This is a genomic window from Streptomyces mayonensis, from assembly GCF_018982965.1.
GTDB classification, from domain to species: Bacteria; Actinomycetota; Actinomycetes; order Streptomycetales; family Streptomycetaceae; genus Streptomyces; species Streptomyces mayonensis.
The window spans coordinates 1-19,302 of record NZ_JACBYP010000143.1 but is presented as its reverse complement, the minus strand read 5'-3'; the positions used below and the strand labels follow the sequence as shown (position 1 = coordinate 19,302).

Genomic DNA, 19,302 nt, shown 5'->3' with positions numbered 1-19,302 from the left:
TGCCAGCCCCCCGTCCCCCCGCCGTCCGGGATGGTGATTGGACACTTCGTCCCGGCGACACGCCGTGCGGACCGCGTGTCGCCCGGGACAAAGTGCCCAATCACCGACCGGGCACCCCGGTCGGCCCCGGGGCCCTCCGGGGCGCCCTGCTCTGGGGCGTCCTCGCGCTCCCCGCCGTCACCGCGGACCGGGCCGGGATGAACGAACCCCGCCCCCTCTGGCAGCAGCTGGCCGGACTCGGTGTCCTCGCCGTGGCCGTCGCGCTCGCCCGGCGTCTGCCGCTCGCCGCCTTCGCGCTGAGCGCGGGCGTCGGACTGGCCGCCGCCCCGGCGCTGTTCAGCGTCTCCTACGGACCCGCCCTCGGCACCTTCGCCCTCCTGCTCGGTCTGCGCGCGCCCCGGGCCCGCGCCGCCGCCGCGGGCTTCGCCGGCACCGGCGTCCTGGGCGCGGCGCGGATCGCGCTGGCCGGGACCGATCCGGTGCCCGAGGCGTTCGTCCTGACCGGCACCCTGCTCTTCGGCTGCGTCCTTCCCTGGCTGGCCGGACGCTACTGGCGGCAGAGCCGCGCGCTGGCCGAGGCCGGCTGGCTGAGGGCGGCCCGGCTGGAGGACGGGCAACGGCACGCCGAGGAACGGGCCAGACTGCGCGAACGCGCCCGCATCGCCCAGGACATGCACGACTCCCTCGGCCACGAGCTGAGCCTGCTCGCCCTGCGCGCCGCCGCCCTCCAGGTCGCCCCCGGCCTCGCCGACGGCCACCGTGCCGCCGCGGCCGACCTGCGTGCGGCCGCCGCCGACGCCACCGACCGCCTGCACCGCATCATCGGCGTACTGCGCGAGGACGACGAGCCCGCCCCGCTCGGCCCGGCGGGCGAGAGCATCGAGGAACTCGTCGCCAGGGCCGCCGAGTCGGGGCTCCCCGTCCGCTGCGAGACCGGTCCCACCTCGGCCCCGGCCCCGGAACCCGGGGGCGTCACCGAGCGGTTGCTGTACCGGACCGTGCGCGAGGCGCTCACCAACGCGGCCCGGCACGCGCCGGGCGCCCCCGTCGTCGTCGCCGTCACCGGCCAGTCCTCCGGCACGGCGGTCACCGTCACCAACGGGCCCGCCACCGGACCCGCCGCCACCGGGACCGCCTCCCCTTCGGCGGGCGGCACGGGCCTGCCCGCGCTGCGCGCCGCCGTCACCTCCGTCGGCGGCGTCTTCGAGGCGGGCCCGCACGGCAAGGGCTTCCGGGTGCGGGCACACGTGCCGGCGCACCGGGCCGTCACCGGCGTCCGCGCCCCGGCGCCCGCGGCCCCCTTCACGCGCGCCCGCCGTCGTATCGTCCTCGGACTGGGCGCCGCCGCCGGTGCCGGCCTGGTGCTGGTCGGCGCGGCCTTCGGCTGGTACGCGTACACCGAGACCCACTCGGTGCTCACGCCGAGCGCCTACGCCCGACTTCGGCCGGGCACGGAGTACGACGCCATGGCCGCCGTACTCCCGGACCGTGAGGCGCACGATCCGCCGGCCGACCGGGCCCCCGCGCCACCCGCGGGCACCGAGTGCCGTTACTACCGGGCGAGCGGCGAACTCCTCGTCTCGGTCGACCACTTCCGGCTCTGCTTCGACGACCGGAAGCGGCTGGCGGCCAAGGACGTCGTCCCGGGCGCCGGCCGCACCGGCGGCGAAGAATCCGAGCCGTCCACCGTCCGAAAGGAGTCCGCACGGTGATCCGTGTCCTGCTGGCCGACGACGAGGCGATGGTGCGGGCGGGCGTGCGCGCCATCCTCGCCAGCGGCGGTGAGAGCGAGGTGGTCGCCGAGGCCGGTGACGGCCGCGAGGCGGTCGAACTGGTGCGAGCCCACCGCCCCGACGTGGCCCTGCTGGACATCCGCATGCCCCGCCTGGACGGCCTCACGGCGGCCGAGGAGATCGTCCGCAGCGTCCCCGGCACCGCGGTCGCCATGCTGACCACCTTCTCCGAACAGGCCTACGTCGCACGCGCCCTGGCCGCGGGCGCCACCGGCTTCCTGCTGAAGTCCGGCGACCCCTACGAACTCATGGCCGGCGTACGGGCCGTGGCCGAGGGCGCCGCCTTCCTCTCCCCGAAGGTCGCCCGTTACGTCGTCGAGGACCTCGGCAGGGGAGCGGGAGGCGGGCGTCTCGCCCGCCAGGAACACGCCCGTGCCCGGGTGGCACGGCTCAGCCCCCGCGAGCGCGAGGTCCTCGGACTCGTCGGCGCCGGGCTGTCCAACCCGGAGATCGCCGCCCGCCTGCATCTCGTCGAGGGCACGGTGAAGGCGTACGTCAGCGCCGTCCTGGACCGGCTCGGGGTACGCAACCGGGTTCGGGCGGCGATCGTTGCCTACGAGGCGGGCCTGGTCGACGGCGCCTGAACCCGGCCCGTGAGGCCGTCCGCGTCCGCCCTCAGGGGGCTGGTCCGGTCCGCCTCACCGGCGTCGGTGCGAGCCGACGTACACGGCGGCGGGCGCGGCGGGCCCCGGGCCGCTCAGCCATCGCGCCGCGGGCGCGCCCGACGCCCGCATCGCTTCGGCCAGCCGCGTCGCCGGGCGCGTGCCCAGCCGTACCGCCACCGCGGCGGCGACGGCGCCCAGCAGCAGGCCCGCGGCGACGTCGTGCGGGTAGTGGACGCCGACGAAGACGCGGGAGAAGGCCATCAGCAGCGCCAGCGGTGCCGTCAGCCACACCAGCGCCCGCCGGACCAGGACCAGGGCGACGGCCGAAGCGCCCGCGATCGTCGCGTGATTGCTCGGAAAGGACCAGTCGCCGGTCGGCGGGCACTCGGCCAGCGAGGGCACCGCCCCGGGGACCGCCCGGCACGGACGCTCCTCGGTGAATCCGGACTTGAGCAGCTCACTGCCCGTGTACGCAAGAGCCGTGGCCACGGGTGCAAGGGCCGCGATCGCGAACGCCCGGGCGTCGCCGTGCCGTGCCCGCCACCAGGCGACCACGAACAGCGCCCCGAACACCAGGATGCCCGCCTCCGTCCACACCTCCACGGTGTGTTGCGTCCACGCCGGGGTGGCCCGGGCGAAGCCGGTGATGTCGCGGTACAGCTCGTCGTCCTGGAAAGTCATGCTCACGGACGGTAGGCGGGCACCCGATACGGTCACACCCCGCGATCGACACGTGTGCCACCCGACGATCGGCAGGGGGCCCGGGACCGGTTCCGGGCGATCTCGGACCGTCTCCGGAATGATGATCCGTAAAAGTTGCGGCTCTTGACGGCGGGTGGGACAAGGGAACGCGCCGATCTCTCGTACAGTTTGCGCCGTGGGATCTCTGCGCAATCCGGTCGGGCCGCTTCCCTCCTCCATCTACTGGCGTCGGAGGGCCGTACTGCTGTCCTTGCTCGCCCTGTTGGCCTTGCTGATCACGTGGATCGTGGTCTCCGGCGGCGGGGACGGCGGTGGTGGCGGCGGCGATTCCGCCAACGGCAAGAATCCGGCCCCGTCGATCACTCCGGGGCCTTCGGGCTCCGGCCCGGCGATCAGCCAGGCTCCGGGCGGCCGCGACGAGTCGGAGAGCGGGGAGCCCGGTGACTCTGGGTCGGGATCGGGGTCGGGGTCGGGGTCAGACGGGTCCGGTGACGGTGAGGGCGGCGGCAACGGCGAAGGTTCCGGGGGCGGTTCGGGCTCCGGTGGATCGGGCAGCGCCGGCGGGTCGGACTCCGGTGGCGGGGGCGCGGCGACCGGTGTCGGCGCGGGCGACGCCCTGCCTGGCGGATCCAGCCTGCCCAACTGCACGCCGGGTGCGGTGAAGTTGAGCCTGCGCAGCGTCCGCAACAGCTACTCGCCCGGACAGACACCCGCCTTCGAACTGACCGCGCGGAACACCTCCGGCTCCGACTGCCGGATCGATCTCGGCCCCGAGCACGCGGTGTTCACCATCACGCCGGCCGACGAGGACGACGCGTACTGGGCCTCGGACGACTGCGTCAAGGGGGGCAAGGGCAGCCTGCAGTACCGGGTGGCCGCGGGCAGCGGCATCGCCTACACCGTGAAGTGGGACCGCAAGCCCAGTGCCCCCGAGTGCGGGACGCCCCCGGCGGGCTCGGCCAAGGCGGGGACGTACCTGGTGGAGGCCAAGTCGGCCGGGTTCGGGACGGTGCAGACGTCGTTCGTCCTCGACAGCGACTGAGCGGCGTAACGCCCCCCTAGCCTCGGGCGGCCTGAGTATTGGAACAGCTCGGCCTCGGGCGGCCTCGGCCCCGGACGGCCTGAGCCTCGAACAGCTCGGCCCGGACGGGCCTCAGACGTACCGTTCCAGGATCGACGACTCGGCCAGCCGCGAGAGGCCTTCCCGTACGCTGCGCGCCCGTGCCTCGCCGACGCCGTCCACCGTCTGGAGGTCGTCCACGCTGGCGGCGAGCAGCTTCTGCAGGCCGCCGAAGTGCTCCACCAGGCGGTCGATGATCGCGCCGGGCAGCCGCGGGACCTTCGCGAGGAGCCGGAACCCGCGCGGTGACACGGCCGAGTCCAGCGTCTCGGGCGAGCCGGTGTAGCCCAGGGCCCGGGCCACCGTGGACAGTTCGAGCAGCTCCGCGTGGCTGAGCTTGTCCAGCTCGGCCAGCGCCTCGTCGACCGTACGGGACCGCTTCGCGGTCGGCTCCGGAACGTAGTCCCGGACGACCAGCTCGCGCTCCGGCTCCACACCGGCGATCAGCTCGTCCAACTGCAGTGCCAGCAGGCGCCCGTCGGTGCCCAGCTCCACCACGTACTCGGCGATCTCGGTGGCGATCCGGCGCACCATCTCCAGGCGCTGCGCGACCGCCGACACGTCCCGGACGGTGACCAGGTCCTCGATCTCCAGCGCCGACAGCGTGCCCGCGACCTCGTCGAGGCGCAGCTTGTACCGCTCCAGGGTGGCCAGCGCCTGGTTGGCCCGGGACAGGATCGCCGCCGAGTCCTCCAGCACGCGCCGCTGGCCGTCGACGTACAGGGCGATCAGCCGCATGGACTGCGAGACGGAGACGACGGGGAAGCCGACCTGCTTGCTGACCCGGTCCGCCGTACGGTGCCGGGTGCCGGTCTCCTCCGTGGGGATCGTGGGGTCGGGAAGCATCTGCACGCCCGCCCGCAGGATCTTCGACAGGTCCGAGGAGAGCACGATGCCGCCGTCGAGCTTGCACAGCTCACGCAGCCGCGTCGCGGTGAACTCGACGTCCAGCACGAATCCGCCCGTGCACATCGACTCGACGGTCTTGTCGGAACCCAGCACGATCAGACCGCCGGTGTTGCCGCGCAGGACCCGCTCCAGGCCGTCGCGCAGGGACGTGCCCGGCGCCACGGCGCTCAGTGAGGCGCGCATCAGGCCATCGGCACCGGCACTCCCACCGGACTTTCCGGGAGCTGCTGCCCGGTCGTTGGCTGCCACTGCACTCCTCCGGTCGCAGGTTCTTCTGGTGCTCCCGCGTCGCACACTCGGTCGTACGGACGGGCGAGACCAGGGCAAAGTCTACCGGCGGTCGTCCTCCTCCCGTGGGGCCTCTCGCCGACGGGAGCGCGGAAGCACCCGCAGGGCGTCCCCCACGTCCGCGACCTCCAGGACCTTCATGCCGTCCGGGACCCGGCCCGGATCGCCCGGTACCAGGGCGTGTGTGAAGCCCAGCCGGTGCGCCTCGGAGAGTCTGCGCTGCACGCCCGTGACCCGTCTCACCTCTCCGGCGAGACCGACCTCGCCGATCGCGACGAGGTTCTTGGGCAGCGGGGTGTCGCTGGCGGCACTCGCGAGGGCGAGCGCGACGGCGAGGTCGGCGGCCGGCTCGGAGAGCTTCACCCCGCCGACCGTCGCGCTGTAGATGTCCCGCTTGCCCAGGGCGCTGATGCGCCCGCGCTGCTCGAGGACCGCCAGCATCATGGAGACCCGCGACGTCTCCAGGCCGGAGGTCGTGCGCCGGGGGGACGGGATCTGCGAGTCGACGGTCAGCGCCTGCACCTCGGCCACCAGCGGCCGGCGCCCCTCCAGGGTGACGGTCAGACAGGTGCCCGGCACGGGCTCGGCGCGCCGGGTGAGGAACAGCCCGCTGGGGTCGGCCAGGCCCGTGATGCCCTCGTCGTGCAGCTCGAAGCAGCCGACCTCGTCGGTCGTGCCGTACCGGTTCTTGACGCCGCGCACCAGCCTGAGCCGCGCGTGCCGGTCGCCCTCGAAGTGCAGCACGACGTCGACGAGGTGCTCCAGCAGGCGGGGGCCGGCGATGGCACCGTCCTTGGTGACGTGGCCCACAAGGAGCGTGGACATGCCGCGCTCCTTGGAGGCCCGGATCAGCGCGCCCGCCACCTCCCGCACCTGCGCCATGCCGCCCGGGGCGCCGTCGATCTCGGGCGATGCCACCGTCTGCACGGAGTCCAGGACCAGCAGCGACGGCTTCACGGCGTCCAGGTGGCCCAGCACCGCCGCGAGGTCGGTCTCGGCGGCCAGGTACAGGTGGTCGTCGATGGCCCTGATCCGGTCGGCGCGCAGCCGCACCTGGCTCGCCGACTCCTCCCCCGTGACGTAGAGGGTCTTGTGCGCTTCGCTCGCCGACTTGGCCGCCACGTCGAGCAGCAGCGTGGACTTGCCGACCCCGGGTTCGCCCGCGAGCAGCACCACGGCCCCGGGGACCAGTCCGCCGCCGAGCACCCGGTCCAGCTCCGGCACGCCGGTGGGACGGGCGGTCGCCTGCCGCCCGTCGACCTGGCCGATGGGCAGCGCGGAGGTGGTGACCCGTCCCGGTGTCGTCGTACGGACGGCGGGCGCGCCGTACTCCTCGACCGTGCCCCAGGCCTGGCACTCGGGGCAGCGGCCGAGCCACTTGGCCGTCTGCCAGCCGCACTCGGTGCAGCGGAAGGACGGCCGTTCCTTGGAGGACTTCGTACGGGCAGCCATGCACGAACCGTAACGGGCACCACTGACACCACCCGCCACCGCAGCCCTCGTCGGCGGCTGTCCCGCGCGCCCCGAACCGGCCCTGCGTGCCCGGAATTTCAGCTTCCTGTCCCCTTATGAGGGATCGTTTCACCCGTACGGATTAAAAGTGGCCAGTGCGCCAGTTCGCGCCACCCATAGCCCCCTACGGTCGCCGGGTGATGAGGAGCAGTCCGGAGACCACGACCCGCACGACCGGCGCACACCGGGCGCACCGGGAAGCGCGAGACCGCACCGCGGCGCGCTCGCTCGCGCAACGCCCGCCCGCGCAGCGGCAGCCCGCGCGCTACGCGGCGTACGAGGCCCATCTGGACGGCCTGTTCACGTACTGCCTGTCCGTGCTCTGCGACCACGAGGCCGCCACCCAGGCGCTCGGCGACGTCCTCGTGCTGGCCGAGCGCCGCGGCCACCGCGGTCCCGTGGCCCCCGGCGACCGCAGGGCCTGGCTGTACGCGCTGGCCCGCTGGGCCTGTCTGCGCAAGCTGGCCGAGGCCAAGCAGAAACGTCCGAGCAGCCACGCGGCGTCCCGGCCCACCACCGCGCGGAAGGCCGACCCCACCACCGCGAGGAAGGCCGACCCCACCACCGCGTGGAAGGCCGGTCCCGCCCCCCGGGCCGGGACCGGTCCCGGCCCTCTCCGCCCCTCGCACGCCTCTCACATCCCCCACGCACCTCACGCATCTCACGCACCCGACGCACCTCACGCCCCCCAGAGCCCCGGCACCGCCGCCGAGTCCTCCCGTACCGCCCACGCCGACGAACTGGCCCGCCTGGCCTGGCCGGAGGCCGCCGGGACCACCCCGGAGCAGCGCGAAGCCCTGGAACTCGCCGTGCGCCACCGCCTCGCCGCGCACGAGGTGGCCGCCGTCCTCGGCATGGCCCCGGCCGCCGCCCGGGAACTGCTCGCCTCCGCCGCCTGCGAGGTGGAACGCACCCGCGCCGCCCTCGCCGTCGTCGAGACCGGCACCTGCGCGGGCGTCGCCCGCCTCACCGGCGACAACCGCTACGTGCTGAGCAGCGCCCTGCGGCGCGAGCTGGTCCGGCACGTCGACGACTGCCCGCGCTGCCGCCGGACGGCCGAGCGCGCGATCCCAGGCCGCTGGCCCGGTACGAGCGTCACCCCGGCCGAGCTCCCCGTCCTCCAGGCCCCGCGCGCCGCGCTGCACGTCGCCCTGGCGCACCTCCCGCGCGCGCGGGTGACCGCCGCACCCCGCTTCGACCGGCGCGGCTTCCCGATGGACCCCAAGGACCGCGCCGCCCGGCGCGACCGTCTGCGCGCCCGTGCCGTCACCACCACTGTCGTCGCCACCGTGGTCGCGGCCCCCGTCCTCGCGCTGTGGGCGGCCTACCGGGGCACCCCGGTCGTCGAGGGCGAGGAGGGCCGCTCGGCCAGCGCCAGCGAGGAGCAGACCCCCGACGGCGCGAACGGCGGCTCCCCGGGCGACGGCCACGGCTACGAGAACACCGGCAACACCGGCGACCCCGCCACCCCCGGCTTCGGGAAGAACGGCAAGGCCGACGTCTCCGTGGAGGTCGTCAGCGTCCCCGGCACCGGCGAGAGGGGCACCGGCACCCTCGCCGTCACGGCGGGCCACGACGGCGACACCACCCTCGTCACGCTGACCGCCACCGGTGACGCACCGGTGCACTGGTCCGCGTCCACGCCGGCCCCCTGGCTCTACCTCAGCAGGTCCTCCGGCACCCTCCGCCCCGGCGAGACCCTGACGATCCGGGTCCACGTCGACCACCTGCGCGAACCGTCCGGCCACTGGACCGCGCGCGTGGCCGTCGCTCCCTCCGGCGCCGTCGTGACCATCCGGGGCTACGGCACCGCGCCGGGGCCGTCCCACCCGGGCCCGCGCCCCAGCACCCCCGACGACACGACGTCCCCGTCGCATCCCGGACCGGGCCCCTCCACCTCGCGGCCCCCGGACCCGACGCCGACCGACGACCAGCCGACCGACGAACCGCCGCCCACGGACGACCCGCCGACCACCACGCCCGACCCCGAACCGACCCCCACCGAGCCGTCCCCGACCGGCGGCACGGGAGACGCGTCACCGCCACCGAGCGACACCGGATCCCCCGGCCCGTCCACCTCGTAGACGGGCCGGGGGATCCGGAAGGGCGGGGTCCGAAGGATTCAGCGGACGAGGGCCGATGGATTCAGCGGACGGGGTCCGAAGGATTCTCGGACGGGGGCCGACAGATTCTGCGGACGGGGTCCGAAGGGTTCAGCGGGCGGGGTCCGCCGGATGCGGCGCCACCAGCGGCAGCTGTGACGCCAGCCGCTCCTCGCACAGCTCGACCAGCCGGTCGTACCCGGCCTTGCCCATCAGCTCCACCAGCTCGGGCCGGTAGGAGACGTAGACCGGGTCGCCCGCACCGTGCGCCGAGGTCGCCGACGTGCACCACCAGTGCAGGTCGTGGCCGCCCGGACCCCAGCCGCGCCGGTCGTACTCCCCGATGGACACCTGGAGTACACGCGTGTCGTCGGGCCGGTCGATCCACTCGTACGTCCGCCGCACCGGCAGCTGCCAGCACACGTCCGGCTTGGTCTCCAGCGGCTCCCGGCCCTCCTTCAGCGCCAGGATGTGCAGCGAACAGCCCGCGCCCCCGGCGAATCCCGGCCGGTTCTGGAAGATGCACGAGCCCTGGAACGGCCGGGTCTGCCGCGACCCCTCGTCGTCCTCGGCGATCCAGCCGCCCCGCGTGCCCTCGGCGTGGTGCTGCCAGATGTCCGGCGTGAGCCTCGCCACGTGCTCGGCGACGCGCTTCTCGTCGTCCTCGTCGGAGAAGTGCGCGCCCAGCGAACAGCACCCGTCGTCCGCGCGGCCCGCCTGGATGCCCTGGCAGCCGCTGCCGAAGATGCAGTTCCAGCGGGAGGTCAGCCAGGTCAGGTCGCACCGGAAGACCTGCTCGTCGTCCGCCGGGTCGGGGAACTCCACCCACGCGCGCGCGAAGTCGAGACCCTTCTCGTCGCCCCCGTTGCCGCCCCCGTCACCCTTCTCGCTGACCATTACGCGCTTCTTGTCCCTCTTGGCCGACTTCTCGTCCTTCGCCTTTTTCGTCTTTGGCACGGCTCCAGGGTAAGTCGCCGAAGCCGCAGTACGGCACCGCCGCACTCCCCGCCTGGCAGTAGCGTTTCCGTACATGAGACTCGGTGTCCTCGACGTGGGCTCGAACACGGTGCACCTGCTGGTGGTGGACGCGCACCCCGGCGCGCGCCCGCTGCCCGCGCACTCGCACAAGGTGGAACTGCGCCTGGCCCAGCTCCTCGACGACGACGGGGCGATCGGCCCCGAGGGCGTCGACCGGCTGGCCGCGGTCGTCCGGGAGGCGCTCCAGGCCGCCGAGGACAAGGGCGTCGAGGACCTGCTGCCGTTCGCCACCTCCGCCGTGCGCGAGGCGAGCAACGCCGACGACGTCCTCGCGCGGGTGCGGGCCGAGACCGGCGTCGAGCTGACCGTCCTCAGCGGCGCCGAGGAGGCCCGGCTCACCTTCCTCGCGGTACGCCGCTGGTTCGGCTGGTCCGCGGGCAGGCTGCTGGTCCTGGACATCGGCGGCGGCTCCCTGGAGATCGCGTACGGCATGGACGAGGAGCCCGACGCCGCCGTGTCGCTGCCGCTCGGCGCGGGCCGGCTCACGGCGGCCCGGCTGCCCGACGACCCCCCGCACCCGGAGGACGTCAGGGCGCTGCGCCGCCACGTACGCGCCGAGATCGCCCGCACGGTCGGCGAGTTCAGCCGCCTGGGCGCCCCCGACCACGTCGTCGCCACCTCCAAGACCTTCCGGCAGCTGGCCCGCATCGCGGGCGCCGCCCGCTCGGCCGACGGCCTCTACGTGCAGCGTGAGCTGAAGCACACCTCGCTGGAGGCCTGGGTGCCCCGCCTGGCCGCCATGACCAGTGCCGAGCGCGCCGAACTCCCCGGCGTCTCGGAGGGACGCGCGGGCCAGCTCCTGGCCGGGGCCCTGGTCGCCGAGGCCGCGATGGACCTCTTCCGCGTGGAGAACCTGGAAATCTGCCCGTGGGCCCTGCGGGAGGGCGTCATCCTCCGGCGCCTCGACCACATGGGCCAGGCCTGACGCGACCACATGGGCCAGGCCTGACGCGTTCCCGCCAGGAGCGGCCGCGGGGCCGTGCCGGTGTACGGCTCCGCCGCGCGGGCGGCCTATGGCACTCACCACACCCGCGATCAAGGCCCCCGCACCCACCCGATCCCACCCCGTACCCTGACCCCCGTGGCAAATCCAAGGGACGCGCTCCGGATCCCGGACGCGAAGGTCGCCCTGTCGACGGCTTCCGTCTATCCGGAGTCGACGGCGACGGCCTTCGAGATCGCCGCACGCCTCGGTTACGACGGCGTCGAGGTCATGGTGTGGACGGACCCCGTCAGCCAGGACATCGAGGCGCTGCGCAGACTCAGCGACTACCACCGCGTGCCGATACTCGCCGTGCACGCACCGTGCCTGCTCATCACCCAGCGCGTCTGGTCCACCGACCCCTGGGTCAAGCTCCAGCGTGCCCGTGCCGCCGCCGAGAAGCTCGGCGCGTCCACCGTCGTGGTCCACCCGCCGTTCCGCTGGCAGCGCCAGTACGCGCGGGACTTCGTCGACGGCATCTGGCGGATGGCCAACGAGACGGACGTCCGCTTCGCGGTCGAGAACATGTACCCCTGGCGCTACCGCGACCGCGAGATGCAGGCGTACGCCCCCGACTGGGACGTCACCAAGGACGACTACCGGCACTTCACGATCGACCTCAGCCACGCGGCCACCTCCCGCACCGACGCCCGCGAGCTGATCGACCGCATGGGCGACCGCCTCGGCCACGTCCACCTCGCCGACGGCAAGGGCTCCGCCAAGGACGAGCACCTCGTCCCCGGCCGCGGCAGCCAGCCCTGCGCCGAGGTGCTCGAGAACCTCGCCCGCACCGGCTTCGACGGGCACGTCGTCATCGAGGTCAACACCCGCCGCGCGATGTCCGGCGCCGAACGCGAGGCCGACCTCGCCGAAGCGCTGGCCTTCACCCGCCTGCACCTGGCGTCGCCGGTGGCCCAGGCCTCCCCGGCGTCCCAGGCGTCCCAGGCGGCGCCCTCCGCGGTGCGGACGGACCGCCGGTGAGCGACCCGGGCGGCACCACCCGCCGCCGCGGCCGCCCGCCCCGTACGGAATCCGCGGACACCCGCGACCGCATCCTCACCACGGCCCGCGAGGAGTTCTCCGAGCGCGGCTACGAGAAGACGTCCGTACGCGGCATCGCCAAGGCGGCGGGCGTGGACCCGGCGCTGGTGCACCACTACTTCGGCACCAAGGAGCAGGTCTTCGCGGCGGCCGTCGAGGTCGCCTTCGCGCCCGCCATGCACGCCCCCGAAGCGATCGCCGAAGGCCCCGTGAGCGAGGTCGGCGAACGCCTGACCCGGTTCATCTTCGGCGTCTGGGAGAACCCGGCCACCCGCACCCCCCTGCTGGCCATCCTGCGCTCCGCGGTGAACAACGAGACCGCCGCCGCCGTCTTCCGCCGGCTGATCGCCGCCCAGCTGCTGCGCCGGGTCGCGGCACAGCTGGACCTGCCCGACGCGGAACTGCGCGTCGAACTGGCGGCGGCACAGCTGGTGGGGTGCGCGATGCTGCGGTACGTGATCAAGGTGGAGCCACTGGCCTCCGCGGACCACGAACAGATCGTCGCCCGCCTGGCACCGGTCGTGCAGGGCCACCTCACGGGCCCCTGACCGTGCAGGGACACCTCAGGGCCCCTGATCGTGCAGGGCTCCTGTGAACGGACGCCTGAAGCAGGCCCCGAAAAGGCACGGGGCCTCCGTACCGCGAGACGCGCATCCCGCATTCCGGACACCCTGTCCCGGTCCCTGGATGACCGGCGTACGCTCGACGGCAGTCATAACTCTCCGAAGGAGCGAGCGACGATGCCCGAACTGAGGTCCCGCACAGTCACCCACGGCCGCAACATGGCGGGCGCCCGCGCCCTTATGCGTGCCTCCGGTGTACCCGGCGCGGACATCGGGCGGAAGCCGGTCGTCGCCGTCGCCAACAGCTTCACGGAGTTCGTGCCCGGCCACACGCACCTCGCGCCGGTCGGCCGGATCGTCAGCGAGGCGGTCGTCGCCGCCGGCGGCATCCCGCGCGAGTTCAACACGATCGCCGTCGACGACGGCATCGCCATGGGACACGGCGGCATGCTGTACAGCCTCCCCTCCCGCGACCTGATCGCGGACAGCGTGGAGTACATGGTCGAGGCGCACTGCGCCGACGCCCTGATCTGCATCTCCAACTGCGACAAGATCACCCCGGGCATGCTCAACGCGGCCCTGCGCCTGAACATCCCGACGGTCTTCGTCTCCGGCGGCCCGATGGAGTCCGGCCGCGCCACGCTGGTCGACGGCACGGTCCGCACGCTCGACCTGGTCGACGCCATGTCGGAGGCGGTCAACGACAAGATCTCCGACGCGGACATCCTCCGCATCGAGGAGAACGCCTGTCCCACCTGCGGCTCCTGCTCCGGCATGTTCACCGCCAACTCGATGAACTGCCTCACCGAGGCCATCGGCCTCTCCCTGCCCGGCAACGGCTCGGTCCTGGCCACCCACACCGCCCGCAAGGCGCTCTACGAGAACGCCGCCCGCACGGTCCTCGACCTGACCCGCCGCTACTACGAGCAGGACGACGACTCGGTCCTGCCCCGCAACATCGCCACCCCCGCGGCCTTCGAGAACGCCATGGCGCTCGACATCGCGATGGGCGGCTCCACCAACACGATCCTGCACCTGCTGGCCGCCGCCCAGGAGGCCGAGGTCGGCTACGGCCTCACCGAGATGGACGCCCTCTCGCGCCGCGTCCCGTGCCTGGCCAAGGTCGCGCCCAACGTCGCCAAGGACCGCACGTACTACATGGAGGACGTGCACCGCGCGGGCGGCATCCCCGCCCTCCTCGGCGAACTGCACCGCGGCGGCCTGCTCAACGAGGACGTGCACTCCGTGCACAGCCCGTCCCTGGCCGACTGGCTGAAGACCTGGGACGTGCGCGGCGGCTCCCCGGCGCCCGAGGCCGTCGAGCTGTGGCACGCCGCCCCCGGCTGCGTGCGCTCGGCGGAGGCCTTCTCCCAGTCCGAGCGCTGGGACTCCCTGGACGAGGACGCCGAGGGCGGCTGCATCCGCTCCGTGGAGCACGCCTACTCCAAGGACGGCGGCCTCGCCGTCCTGCGCGGCAACCTCGCCGTGGACGGCTGCGTCGTCAAGACGGCCGGCGTCGACGAGTCCATCTGGACCTTCGAGGGCCCGGCGGTCGTCTGCGAGTCGCAGGAGGAGGCCGTCGAGAAGATCCTCACCCAGCAGGTCAAGGAGGGCGACGTCGTCGTCATCCGCTACGAGGGCCCCAAGGGCGGCCCCGGCATGCAGGAGATGCTCTACCCGACCTCGTACCTCAAGGGCCGCGGTCTCGGAAAGGCCTGCGCCCTGGTCACCGACGGCCGCTTCTCCGGCGGCACCTCGGGCCTGTCCATCGGCCACGCCTCGCCGGAGGCGGCGGGCGGCGGCACGATCGCGCTGGTCGAGGACGGCGACCGCATCCGCATCGACATCCCGGACCGCTCGATCGAGCTGCTGGTCGACGACGCCGAACTGGCCCGCCGCGAGCAGGCCCTGAACGGCGTGTACGCCCCGAAGAACCGCGACCGCAAGGTCTCCGCGGCCCTGAAGGCGTACGCCGCGATGGCCACCAGCGCCGACAAGGGCGCGGTCCGCGACATCAGCAAACTGGGCTGAACCGGCCCCGGCCACCCCGCGAGACAAAGTGCCCGGCCGCGCTACCAGGCGGCCGGGTCCCGTCCCGCCACGCCGAAGACCGTCCCGTCGGGCGCCCCGGCGTAGACGTGGCCGCCCGCCAGCACCGGCACGGGCAGCGTGGCGGGGACGCGGTCGGACTCGGGGCCCAGCCGCGGCCGGGTCTGCCCGAGGAGCCTGCCCTCGCGGGCGTCGACACCCAGCAGCCGCCCGTCGGGGGCGGTGACGTACACGTGCCGGTCGTCGGCGACGGGCACCGAACCCTGGCTCACGCCGGTCTCCAGCCGCCACGCCTCCTTGCCCGCCGCCATGTCCACGGCCACCAGCGAGCCGCCCGCCCCTATCAGGTACACGGTGTCCCCGTGCACCCCGGCCTGCGCCTGCGGGACCGGCAGGGGCAGCACCGTCCGGCGCACGGCCCCGGTGTCCGGCGTGTAGCGGACCACCGCCTCGGCGTCGCCGTAGACCTTCCCCTCGGCGACGAAGTACACGGAGCCGCCCGCGGCCCCCACCGGCGTCAGCACCCCCGCCAGCTCCTTGTGCCACCGCACGTTCCCCGTCGCCGGGTCCACCGCGGTGACCTTCGTCCGGCTCCCGTCGCCGACCTGGGCCGTCGCGTACGCCGACGGGCGCGGCTGGCCGGTGAAGGAGGTGAAGTAGGGCGCGGCGGCCTGCCCCGCGACCGGGTGCGACCACACGCTCTCGCCCGACGACGCGTCCACCCCGGTGACCGTGCCGTCGGACCGGGTGAGCAGCAGCATGCCGCCGACGCTCCGCACCCCGTCGTACCGGAAGGAGTCCTCGCGCCACACCCGCGCGCCCGTCTCCGGATCCAGCCCCTCCAGGGCCCCGATCCGGTCGAGGGAGGGCTGGACGAGGCCGCCCGCCAGGGCCGGCGGTTCGCTCCGCGTGCCCTTCGCGGTCTCGTGCCGCCACAGTGTGCTGCCGTCGGCCGGGTCGAGGGCGAAGACCAGACCGGGCCGCGCGCACAGCAGCTTCCGAGCGCCGTACGCGCACTGCGGCGTGCCCGCGTCCGCCTCCGCCCCGGGCGCCGCCTCCCACGTGCCGAAGCCGTCCGCAGGGCTCCGTACGGCCGCCGTCCGCCGCGCCTCCTCCGAGTCGCCGCCGAGGACCTGGACCAGCGCGAGCGAGCCGGTCACGGCCAGACACAGCGCCCCGGCGACCAGCGCCGCCCGCCGCCCCGGCCGCCCGCGCGGCCGCCGGACACGCACGGCACTCGACGGGTCCTCCGCGCGGTGTCCGTCCCCCGGCGGGTCTCCCGCGCGGTGTCCGTCCCCCGGCGGGTCTCCCGCGCGGTGTCCGTCCCCCGGCGGGTTCCCCGCGCGGTGTCCCCCCGCCGACGGGTTCCCCGGCGAGTCCCCGGGCGAGTCCTCGGGTGGGCCCTCCGCGCGGTGCACGTCCTCCGGCGGGGTCCGCTGCGCCGGTATGAACACCTGCGTGTCGTAGGCCGCCGCCACCGACCGCAGCTGCCGCATCAGTTCGTCCGGCGTCGGCCGGTCTCCGGGCTCCTTGGCGAGGCACCGCAGCACCAGCGGCGCGAGCGACGGGGGTACGGCGGTCAGGTCGGGCTCGTCGTGCACCACCTGGTAGGCGACCACGTAGGGACTGTCGGAGTCGAAGGGCCCGCGCCCGGTCGCCGCGTGCACCAGCAGCGAACCGAGCGCGAACACGTCCGCCGCCGGGCCGACTTCACGGGGCCGCCGGAACTGCTCGGGCGCCATGAACGGCGGCGTCCCGATCAGCTTCCCGGTCTCGGTGCGCAGTTCGCTGTCCTTCGGCCGGGAAATGCCGAAGTCGATGACCTTCGGGCCGTCCTCCGCGAGCAGGACGTTGCTGGGCTTGAGGTCCCGGTGCACGACACCGACGCGGTGGATGTCGCGCAGCGCCTCGGCGAGCCCGGCCATCAGCCGCCGCAACTGCGGCTCGTCCATCGGGCCGTTCCGCTTCACCTGCTCGGAGAGCGTCGGACCGGGGATGAACAGCGTGGCCATCCAGGGCCGTCCGGCCTCCGGGTCGGCGTCCACGACCGGTGCCGTGAAGGCTCCGCTCACTCGCCGGGCCGCGGCCACCTCCTGCCGGAACCGCCCCCTGAACTCGGGATCCCTGGCGTACGTCGCGTGCACGACCTTCACCGCGACCCGCATGCCGGAGGTGCTGCGGGCCAGGTGTACGACGCCCATGCCGCCCGAGCCCAGACGGGCCTCGAGCCGGTAGTGACCGGCGTACTCCGGAAGTTCCGCTTCCGCGTCCGCCCCGGCATCCCGCTGCGGCGCCATGGAACCACCCCCGTGCTGTTCGTTCGCGCGAGCGATGCTGGGAGCCTAGTCGATGGGACGTACGGGACAGAGGCGGCCTGCCGACCCTCCCGGGGGAGTTGCGAACTGGTGTTTCATGGCTGGTTCCTGGGGTATCAACGCTGCCCCACGATCGGCGTGGGGTCCAACGGGGGAGGTTCATTCATGTCTGTCGACCAGATCCAGAACACCGGCGACGAGGACGAGGGAGCCGTCGCGGCGGCCGCGGCCCGGAGCTCCTACCCGGTCGCGCCGGGGTACCGCCTCAACGTCCGCAGCGGACCCGGCACCAACTACTCGGTGGTGCGGGTTCTTTCCGAGGGGGCCAGGGTCTCGATCGGCTGCCAGCGCCCGGGGGAGTGGGTCACGGGCCCCTACGGCACCTCGAACATCTGGGACAACATCGGCAGCGGCCAGTACGTCTCCGACACGTACATCCTGACGGGCAGCGACGGTTACGTGGCTCCCCGGTGCTAGGGGGGGGCGGCGCAGGGCGCGGCTCCTCGTTACCTGAGGTGGGGCGCTCGTGACTCCGTAACAGCGCTGTCTCAGGGCGGTATGGGGAGCGTTCAGGGAGGAACGGGGGACCGGGCCGGGTCGGTCTTGGTGATCAGAAGTGCCCGCCGGTGCCGACGACCGGCACCGGCGGGCGGCCACCCCAACCGACTCTGAGGTAGGAACGATGCGCGTTCACAAGCTCACCATCGCCGCCCTGGCCGTCGCCGCCGGCCTCTCGCTCACCGCCTGCCAGGGCGACAGCGACAACGCGGGCGGACAGTCCACCGGGTCGTCCGACACCTCGTCCAACGCCTCGTCCTCCTCGAACGGCGGAACGGGCACCGGGGGAACGGACACCGGCGGGAGCGACACCGGTGGGAAGAGCGCGAACGGCGACAGCACCGCCGTCCGCGGGAACGGCTCCGACGGCGCCTCGGACGGCAAGGCCGGCTCGGGGCAGGGCAGCGGTTCGGACAGCAAGACCGACAAGTGCCTCACCGACCACCTGGAGATCACGGCGGCGGACGGCACCGTCGGCGGCGACCAGGAGGAAACCGTCGTGGTGGGCTTCAAGAACGCCGGCGCCAAGGACTGCCTGCTCACGGGTTACGCGGGCGTCGACCTGAAGACCAACTACGGGAGGGTGTCCGCCGAGCGCACCGGCCAGGAGGCGGACCCGGTCGTCCTGAAGAGCGGGGAGGACGTGTTCTTCGGCGTCACCTACCCGAAGAACGACACGGGTGGCTCCGGCGTCCGCGTCGAGGGCCTGGTGGTGACCCCGCCCAACGAGACCAAGTCGGTCACCCTCGACTGGCCGGGCAAGCCCTCGCTGCCCGTGACGGAGGACGGCTCCGGCACCGCGGTGCAGGTCGGTCCGATGGGCAGCGCCGGCCAGGGCGGCTGACCGTACCGCTGGCAGACAGCGGCTGACCGCGCAGCCGGCAGACCGCACCGCTCGCAGACCCGGGGTGCCGGGCCCCTCCCGGGCCCGCCGCACCCCGGAGCCATAATCGACCCGTGAGCGCAGAGAACGGCAAGAACGGCACCCCGGACACCGCCGCCGGCCCCCGCCCCGAACCCCTGCGGTTCTACGGCACGACGTGGGTGCACCACGACCACGGCTACACCGCCCGCCGGGCCGGCCTCGCCGCCGGCTCCCTCGCCGTCGCGGCCGCCGCCTGCTTCGTCCTGCGCATCGCCTACGAGGGCCTCCAGATCGCCGACGTCGGCAGCTTCGTCTCGCTGCTGATGACCGTGATGTTCGCGATCTGCAGCGCCCTCGCCTTCCGCCACACCTGGTCCGGCTTCAGCAGCCGCCCCGACCCCGACCGCCAGGCCTCCATGCGGGGCCTGCTCGCCATCGGCTTCGTCGGCTCCCTCCTCGCCTACGCCCTCCGCACCTTCACCGAGGCCCCGGGCGAAAAGCTTCACCGCGCGGAGTACGAAAAGGCCCGCGCGGAGTACGAGAAGCGCACGACCCGCCGCTCGGGCAACCCGTCGAAGAAGCGCCCCCGACGGTAAGGCACGAAGCCGCCGAACCCCCGACTCCCCGCCCCTGCCTGGTCGGTCTCTGCCGGGTCGGGTCCTTGCCGGGCCGGTCTCTGCCGGGTCGGTCTCTGCCCTGCCCGTCTCTGCCCTGCCGGTCCTTGCCGGGTCCGTCGCTGCCGGGGTCGTACCTCCCGGGTTCGTCACCCTCCCCCGGGTTCGTCCCTCCCGGGCCCCCACCGAGGCCCGGTGAAAAACACCCGGCGCGTCCTACCGCCTCGGCCACCATGGCCGTATGAC

The 19,302-nt window shown here is 73.8% G+C and carries 16 protein-coding genes; 11 read left to right on the top strand and 5 right to left on the bottom strand.

Going from position 1 to position 19,302, the window contains the following annotated elements; translation table 11 throughout:
• Positions 1-92: 92 nt before the first annotated feature.
• Positions 93-1,712: a sensor histidine kinase gene (locus HZS56_RS33530; RefSeq protein ID WP_308408222.1), complete on the top strand. Its 1,620-nt coding sequence runs from the start codon at positions 93-95 to the stop codon at positions 1,710-1,712.
• Positions 1,709-2,377: a response regulator transcription factor gene (locus tag HZS56_RS33525; protein ID WP_216724595.1), complete on the top strand. Its 669-nt coding sequence runs from the start codon at positions 1,709-1,711 to the stop codon at positions 2,375-2,377. Before HZS56_RS33530 ends, HZS56_RS33525 begins: the two co-directional genes overlap by 4 nt.
• 54 nt (positions 2,378-2,431) lie before the next feature.
• Here HZS56_RS33525 and HZS56_RS33520 read toward each other — a convergent pair whose 3' ends face one another.
• Positions 2,432-3,079, bottom strand: coding sequence for a phosphatase PAP2 family protein (locus HZS56_RS33520; RefSeq protein ID WP_216724594.1), 648 nt, complete (start codon positions 3,077-3,079; stop codon positions 2,432-2,434).
• 196 nt (positions 3,080-3,275) lie between these two features.
• On the opposite strand from HZS56_RS33520, the gene HZS56_RS33515 reads away from it, so the two are divergent.
• Positions 3,276-4,142: a hypothetical protein gene (locus HZS56_RS33515; protein WP_216724593.1), complete on the top strand. Its 867-nt coding sequence runs from the start codon at positions 3,276-3,278 to the stop codon at positions 4,140-4,142.
• A gap of 111 nt (positions 4,143-4,253) precedes the next feature.
• Here the strand turns inward: HZS56_RS33515 and disA are convergent, their stop codons facing one another.
• Positions 4,254-5,378, bottom strand: coding sequence for a DNA integrity scanning diadenylate cyclase DisA (gene disA / locus HZS56_RS33510; protein ID WP_031047520.1), 1,125 nt, complete (start codon positions 5,376-5,378; stop codon positions 4,254-4,256).
• Between the two features lie 81 nt (positions 5,379-5,459).
• A complete protein-coding gene (gene radA, locus HZS56_RS33505) occupies positions 5,460-6,869 on the bottom strand; it encodes a DNA repair protein RadA (protein ID WP_216724592.1) in 1,410 nt (469 codons plus the stop codon).
• 200 nt (positions 6,870-7,069) lie between these two features.
• On the opposite strand from radA, the gene HZS56_RS33500 reads away from it, so the two are divergent.
• A complete protein-coding gene (locus HZS56_RS33500; RefSeq protein WP_216724591.1) occupies positions 7,070-9,013 on the top strand; it encodes a BACON domain-containing protein in 1,944 nt (647 codons plus the stop codon).
• Between the two features lie 129 nt (positions 9,014-9,142).
• Here HZS56_RS33500 and HZS56_RS33495 read toward each other — a convergent pair whose 3' ends face one another.
• Positions 9,143-9,988 carry a DUF3109 family protein gene (locus HZS56_RS33495; RefSeq protein ID WP_216724590.1) on the bottom strand — a complete coding sequence of 282 codons (846 nt, stop codon included), beginning with the start codon at positions 9,986-9,988 and terminating at the stop codon, positions 9,143-9,145.
• Between the two features lie 73 nt (positions 9,989-10,061).
• On the opposite strand from HZS56_RS33495, the gene HZS56_RS33490 reads away from it, so the two are divergent.
• The 4 genes from HZS56_RS33490 (at position 10,062) to ilvD (ending at position 14,686) form a co-directional block, all read left to right on the top strand.
• On the top strand, positions 10,062-10,994 hold the full coding sequence (locus HZS56_RS33490) for a Ppx/GppA family phosphatase (RefSeq protein WP_216724589.1): 933 nt from the start codon (positions 10,062-10,064) through the stop codon (positions 10,992-10,994).
• A gap of 156 nt (positions 10,995-11,150) precedes the next feature.
• On the top strand, positions 11,151-12,032 hold the full coding sequence (locus HZS56_RS33485) for a sugar phosphate isomerase/epimerase family protein (RefSeq protein WP_216724588.1): 882 nt from the start codon (positions 11,151-11,153) through the stop codon (positions 12,030-12,032).
• Positions 12,029-12,640 carry a TetR/AcrR family transcriptional regulator gene (locus HZS56_RS33480; protein WP_216724587.1) on the top strand — a complete coding sequence of 204 codons (612 nt, stop codon included), beginning with the start codon at positions 12,029-12,031 and terminating at the stop codon, positions 12,638-12,640. Before HZS56_RS33485 ends, HZS56_RS33480 begins: the two co-directional genes overlap by 4 nt.
• 192 nt (positions 12,641-12,832) lie before the next feature.
• Positions 12,833-14,686, top strand: a complete 1,854-nt coding sequence (gene ilvD / locus HZS56_RS33475) for a dihydroxy-acid dehydratase (protein WP_216724586.1) — start codon at positions 12,833-12,835, stop codon at positions 14,684-14,686.
• 41 nt (positions 14,687-14,727) lie between these two features.
• On the opposite strand, the gene HZS56_RS33470 is transcribed toward ilvD, so the two are convergent.
• The gene (locus tag HZS56_RS33470; RefSeq protein WP_216724585.1) at positions 14,728-17,001 is read right to left on the bottom strand and encodes a serine/threonine-protein kinase; all 2,274 of its coding nucleotides are present in this window, start codon (positions 16,999-17,001) and stop codon (positions 14,728-14,730) included.
• Positions 17,002-17,184: 183 nt separating this feature from the next.
• On the opposite strand from HZS56_RS33470, the gene HZS56_RS33465 reads away from it, so the two are divergent.
• From HZS56_RS33465 to HZS56_RS33455, 3 genes are all read left to right on the top strand, one after another.
• Positions 17,185-17,496 (top strand): SH3 domain-containing protein, encoded by a 312-nt coding sequence (locus HZS56_RS33465; RefSeq protein WP_216724584.1) that lies wholly within the window; start codon positions 17,185-17,187, stop codon positions 17,494-17,496.
• Between the two features lie 205 nt (positions 17,497-17,701).
• Positions 17,702-18,421: a DUF4232 domain-containing protein gene (locus HZS56_RS33460; RefSeq protein WP_216724583.1), complete on the top strand. Its 720-nt coding sequence runs from the start codon at positions 17,702-17,704 to the stop codon at positions 18,419-18,421.
• 113 nt (positions 18,422-18,534) lie between these two features.
• Positions 18,535-19,038 (top strand): EamA/RhaT family transporter, encoded by a 504-nt coding sequence (locus HZS56_RS33455; protein ID WP_216724582.1) that lies wholly within the window; start codon positions 18,535-18,537, stop codon positions 19,036-19,038.
• Positions 19,039-19,302: the final 264 nt, after the last annotated feature.

What these genes read in the sequence shown, in the direction of transcription:
- HZS56_RS33500 (WP_216724591.1), top strand. Translation starts at nt 7,070, where the DNA reads ATGAGGAGCAGTCCGGAGACCACGACCCGCACGACCGGCGCACACCGG.
- radA (WP_216724592.1), bottom strand. Translation starts at nt 6,869, where the DNA reads ATGGCTGCCCGTACGAAGTCCTCCAAGGAACGGCCGTCCTTCCGCTGC.
- HZS56_RS33465 (WP_216724584.1), top strand. Translation starts at nt 17,185, where the DNA reads ATGTCTGTCGACCAGATCCAGAACACCGGCGACGAGGACGAGGGAGCC.
- HZS56_RS33470 (WP_216724585.1), bottom strand. Translation starts at nt 17,001, where the DNA reads ATGGCGCCGCAGCGGGATGCCGGGGCGGACGCGGAAGCGGAACTTCCG.
- ilvD (WP_216724586.1), top strand. Translation starts at nt 12,833, where the DNA reads ATGCCCGAACTGAGGTCCCGCACAGTCACCCACGGCCGCAACATGGCG.
- HZS56_RS33490 (WP_216724589.1), top strand. Translation starts at nt 10,062, where the DNA reads ATGAGACTCGGTGTCCTCGACGTGGGCTCGAACACGGTGCACCTGCTG.
- HZS56_RS33460 (WP_216724583.1), top strand. Translation starts at nt 17,702, where the DNA reads ATGCGCGTTCACAAGCTCACCATCGCCGCCCTGGCCGTCGCCGCCGGC.
- HZS56_RS33520 (WP_216724594.1), bottom strand. Translation starts at nt 3,079, where the DNA reads ATGACTTTCCAGGACGACGAGCTGTACCGCGACATCACCGGCTTCGCC.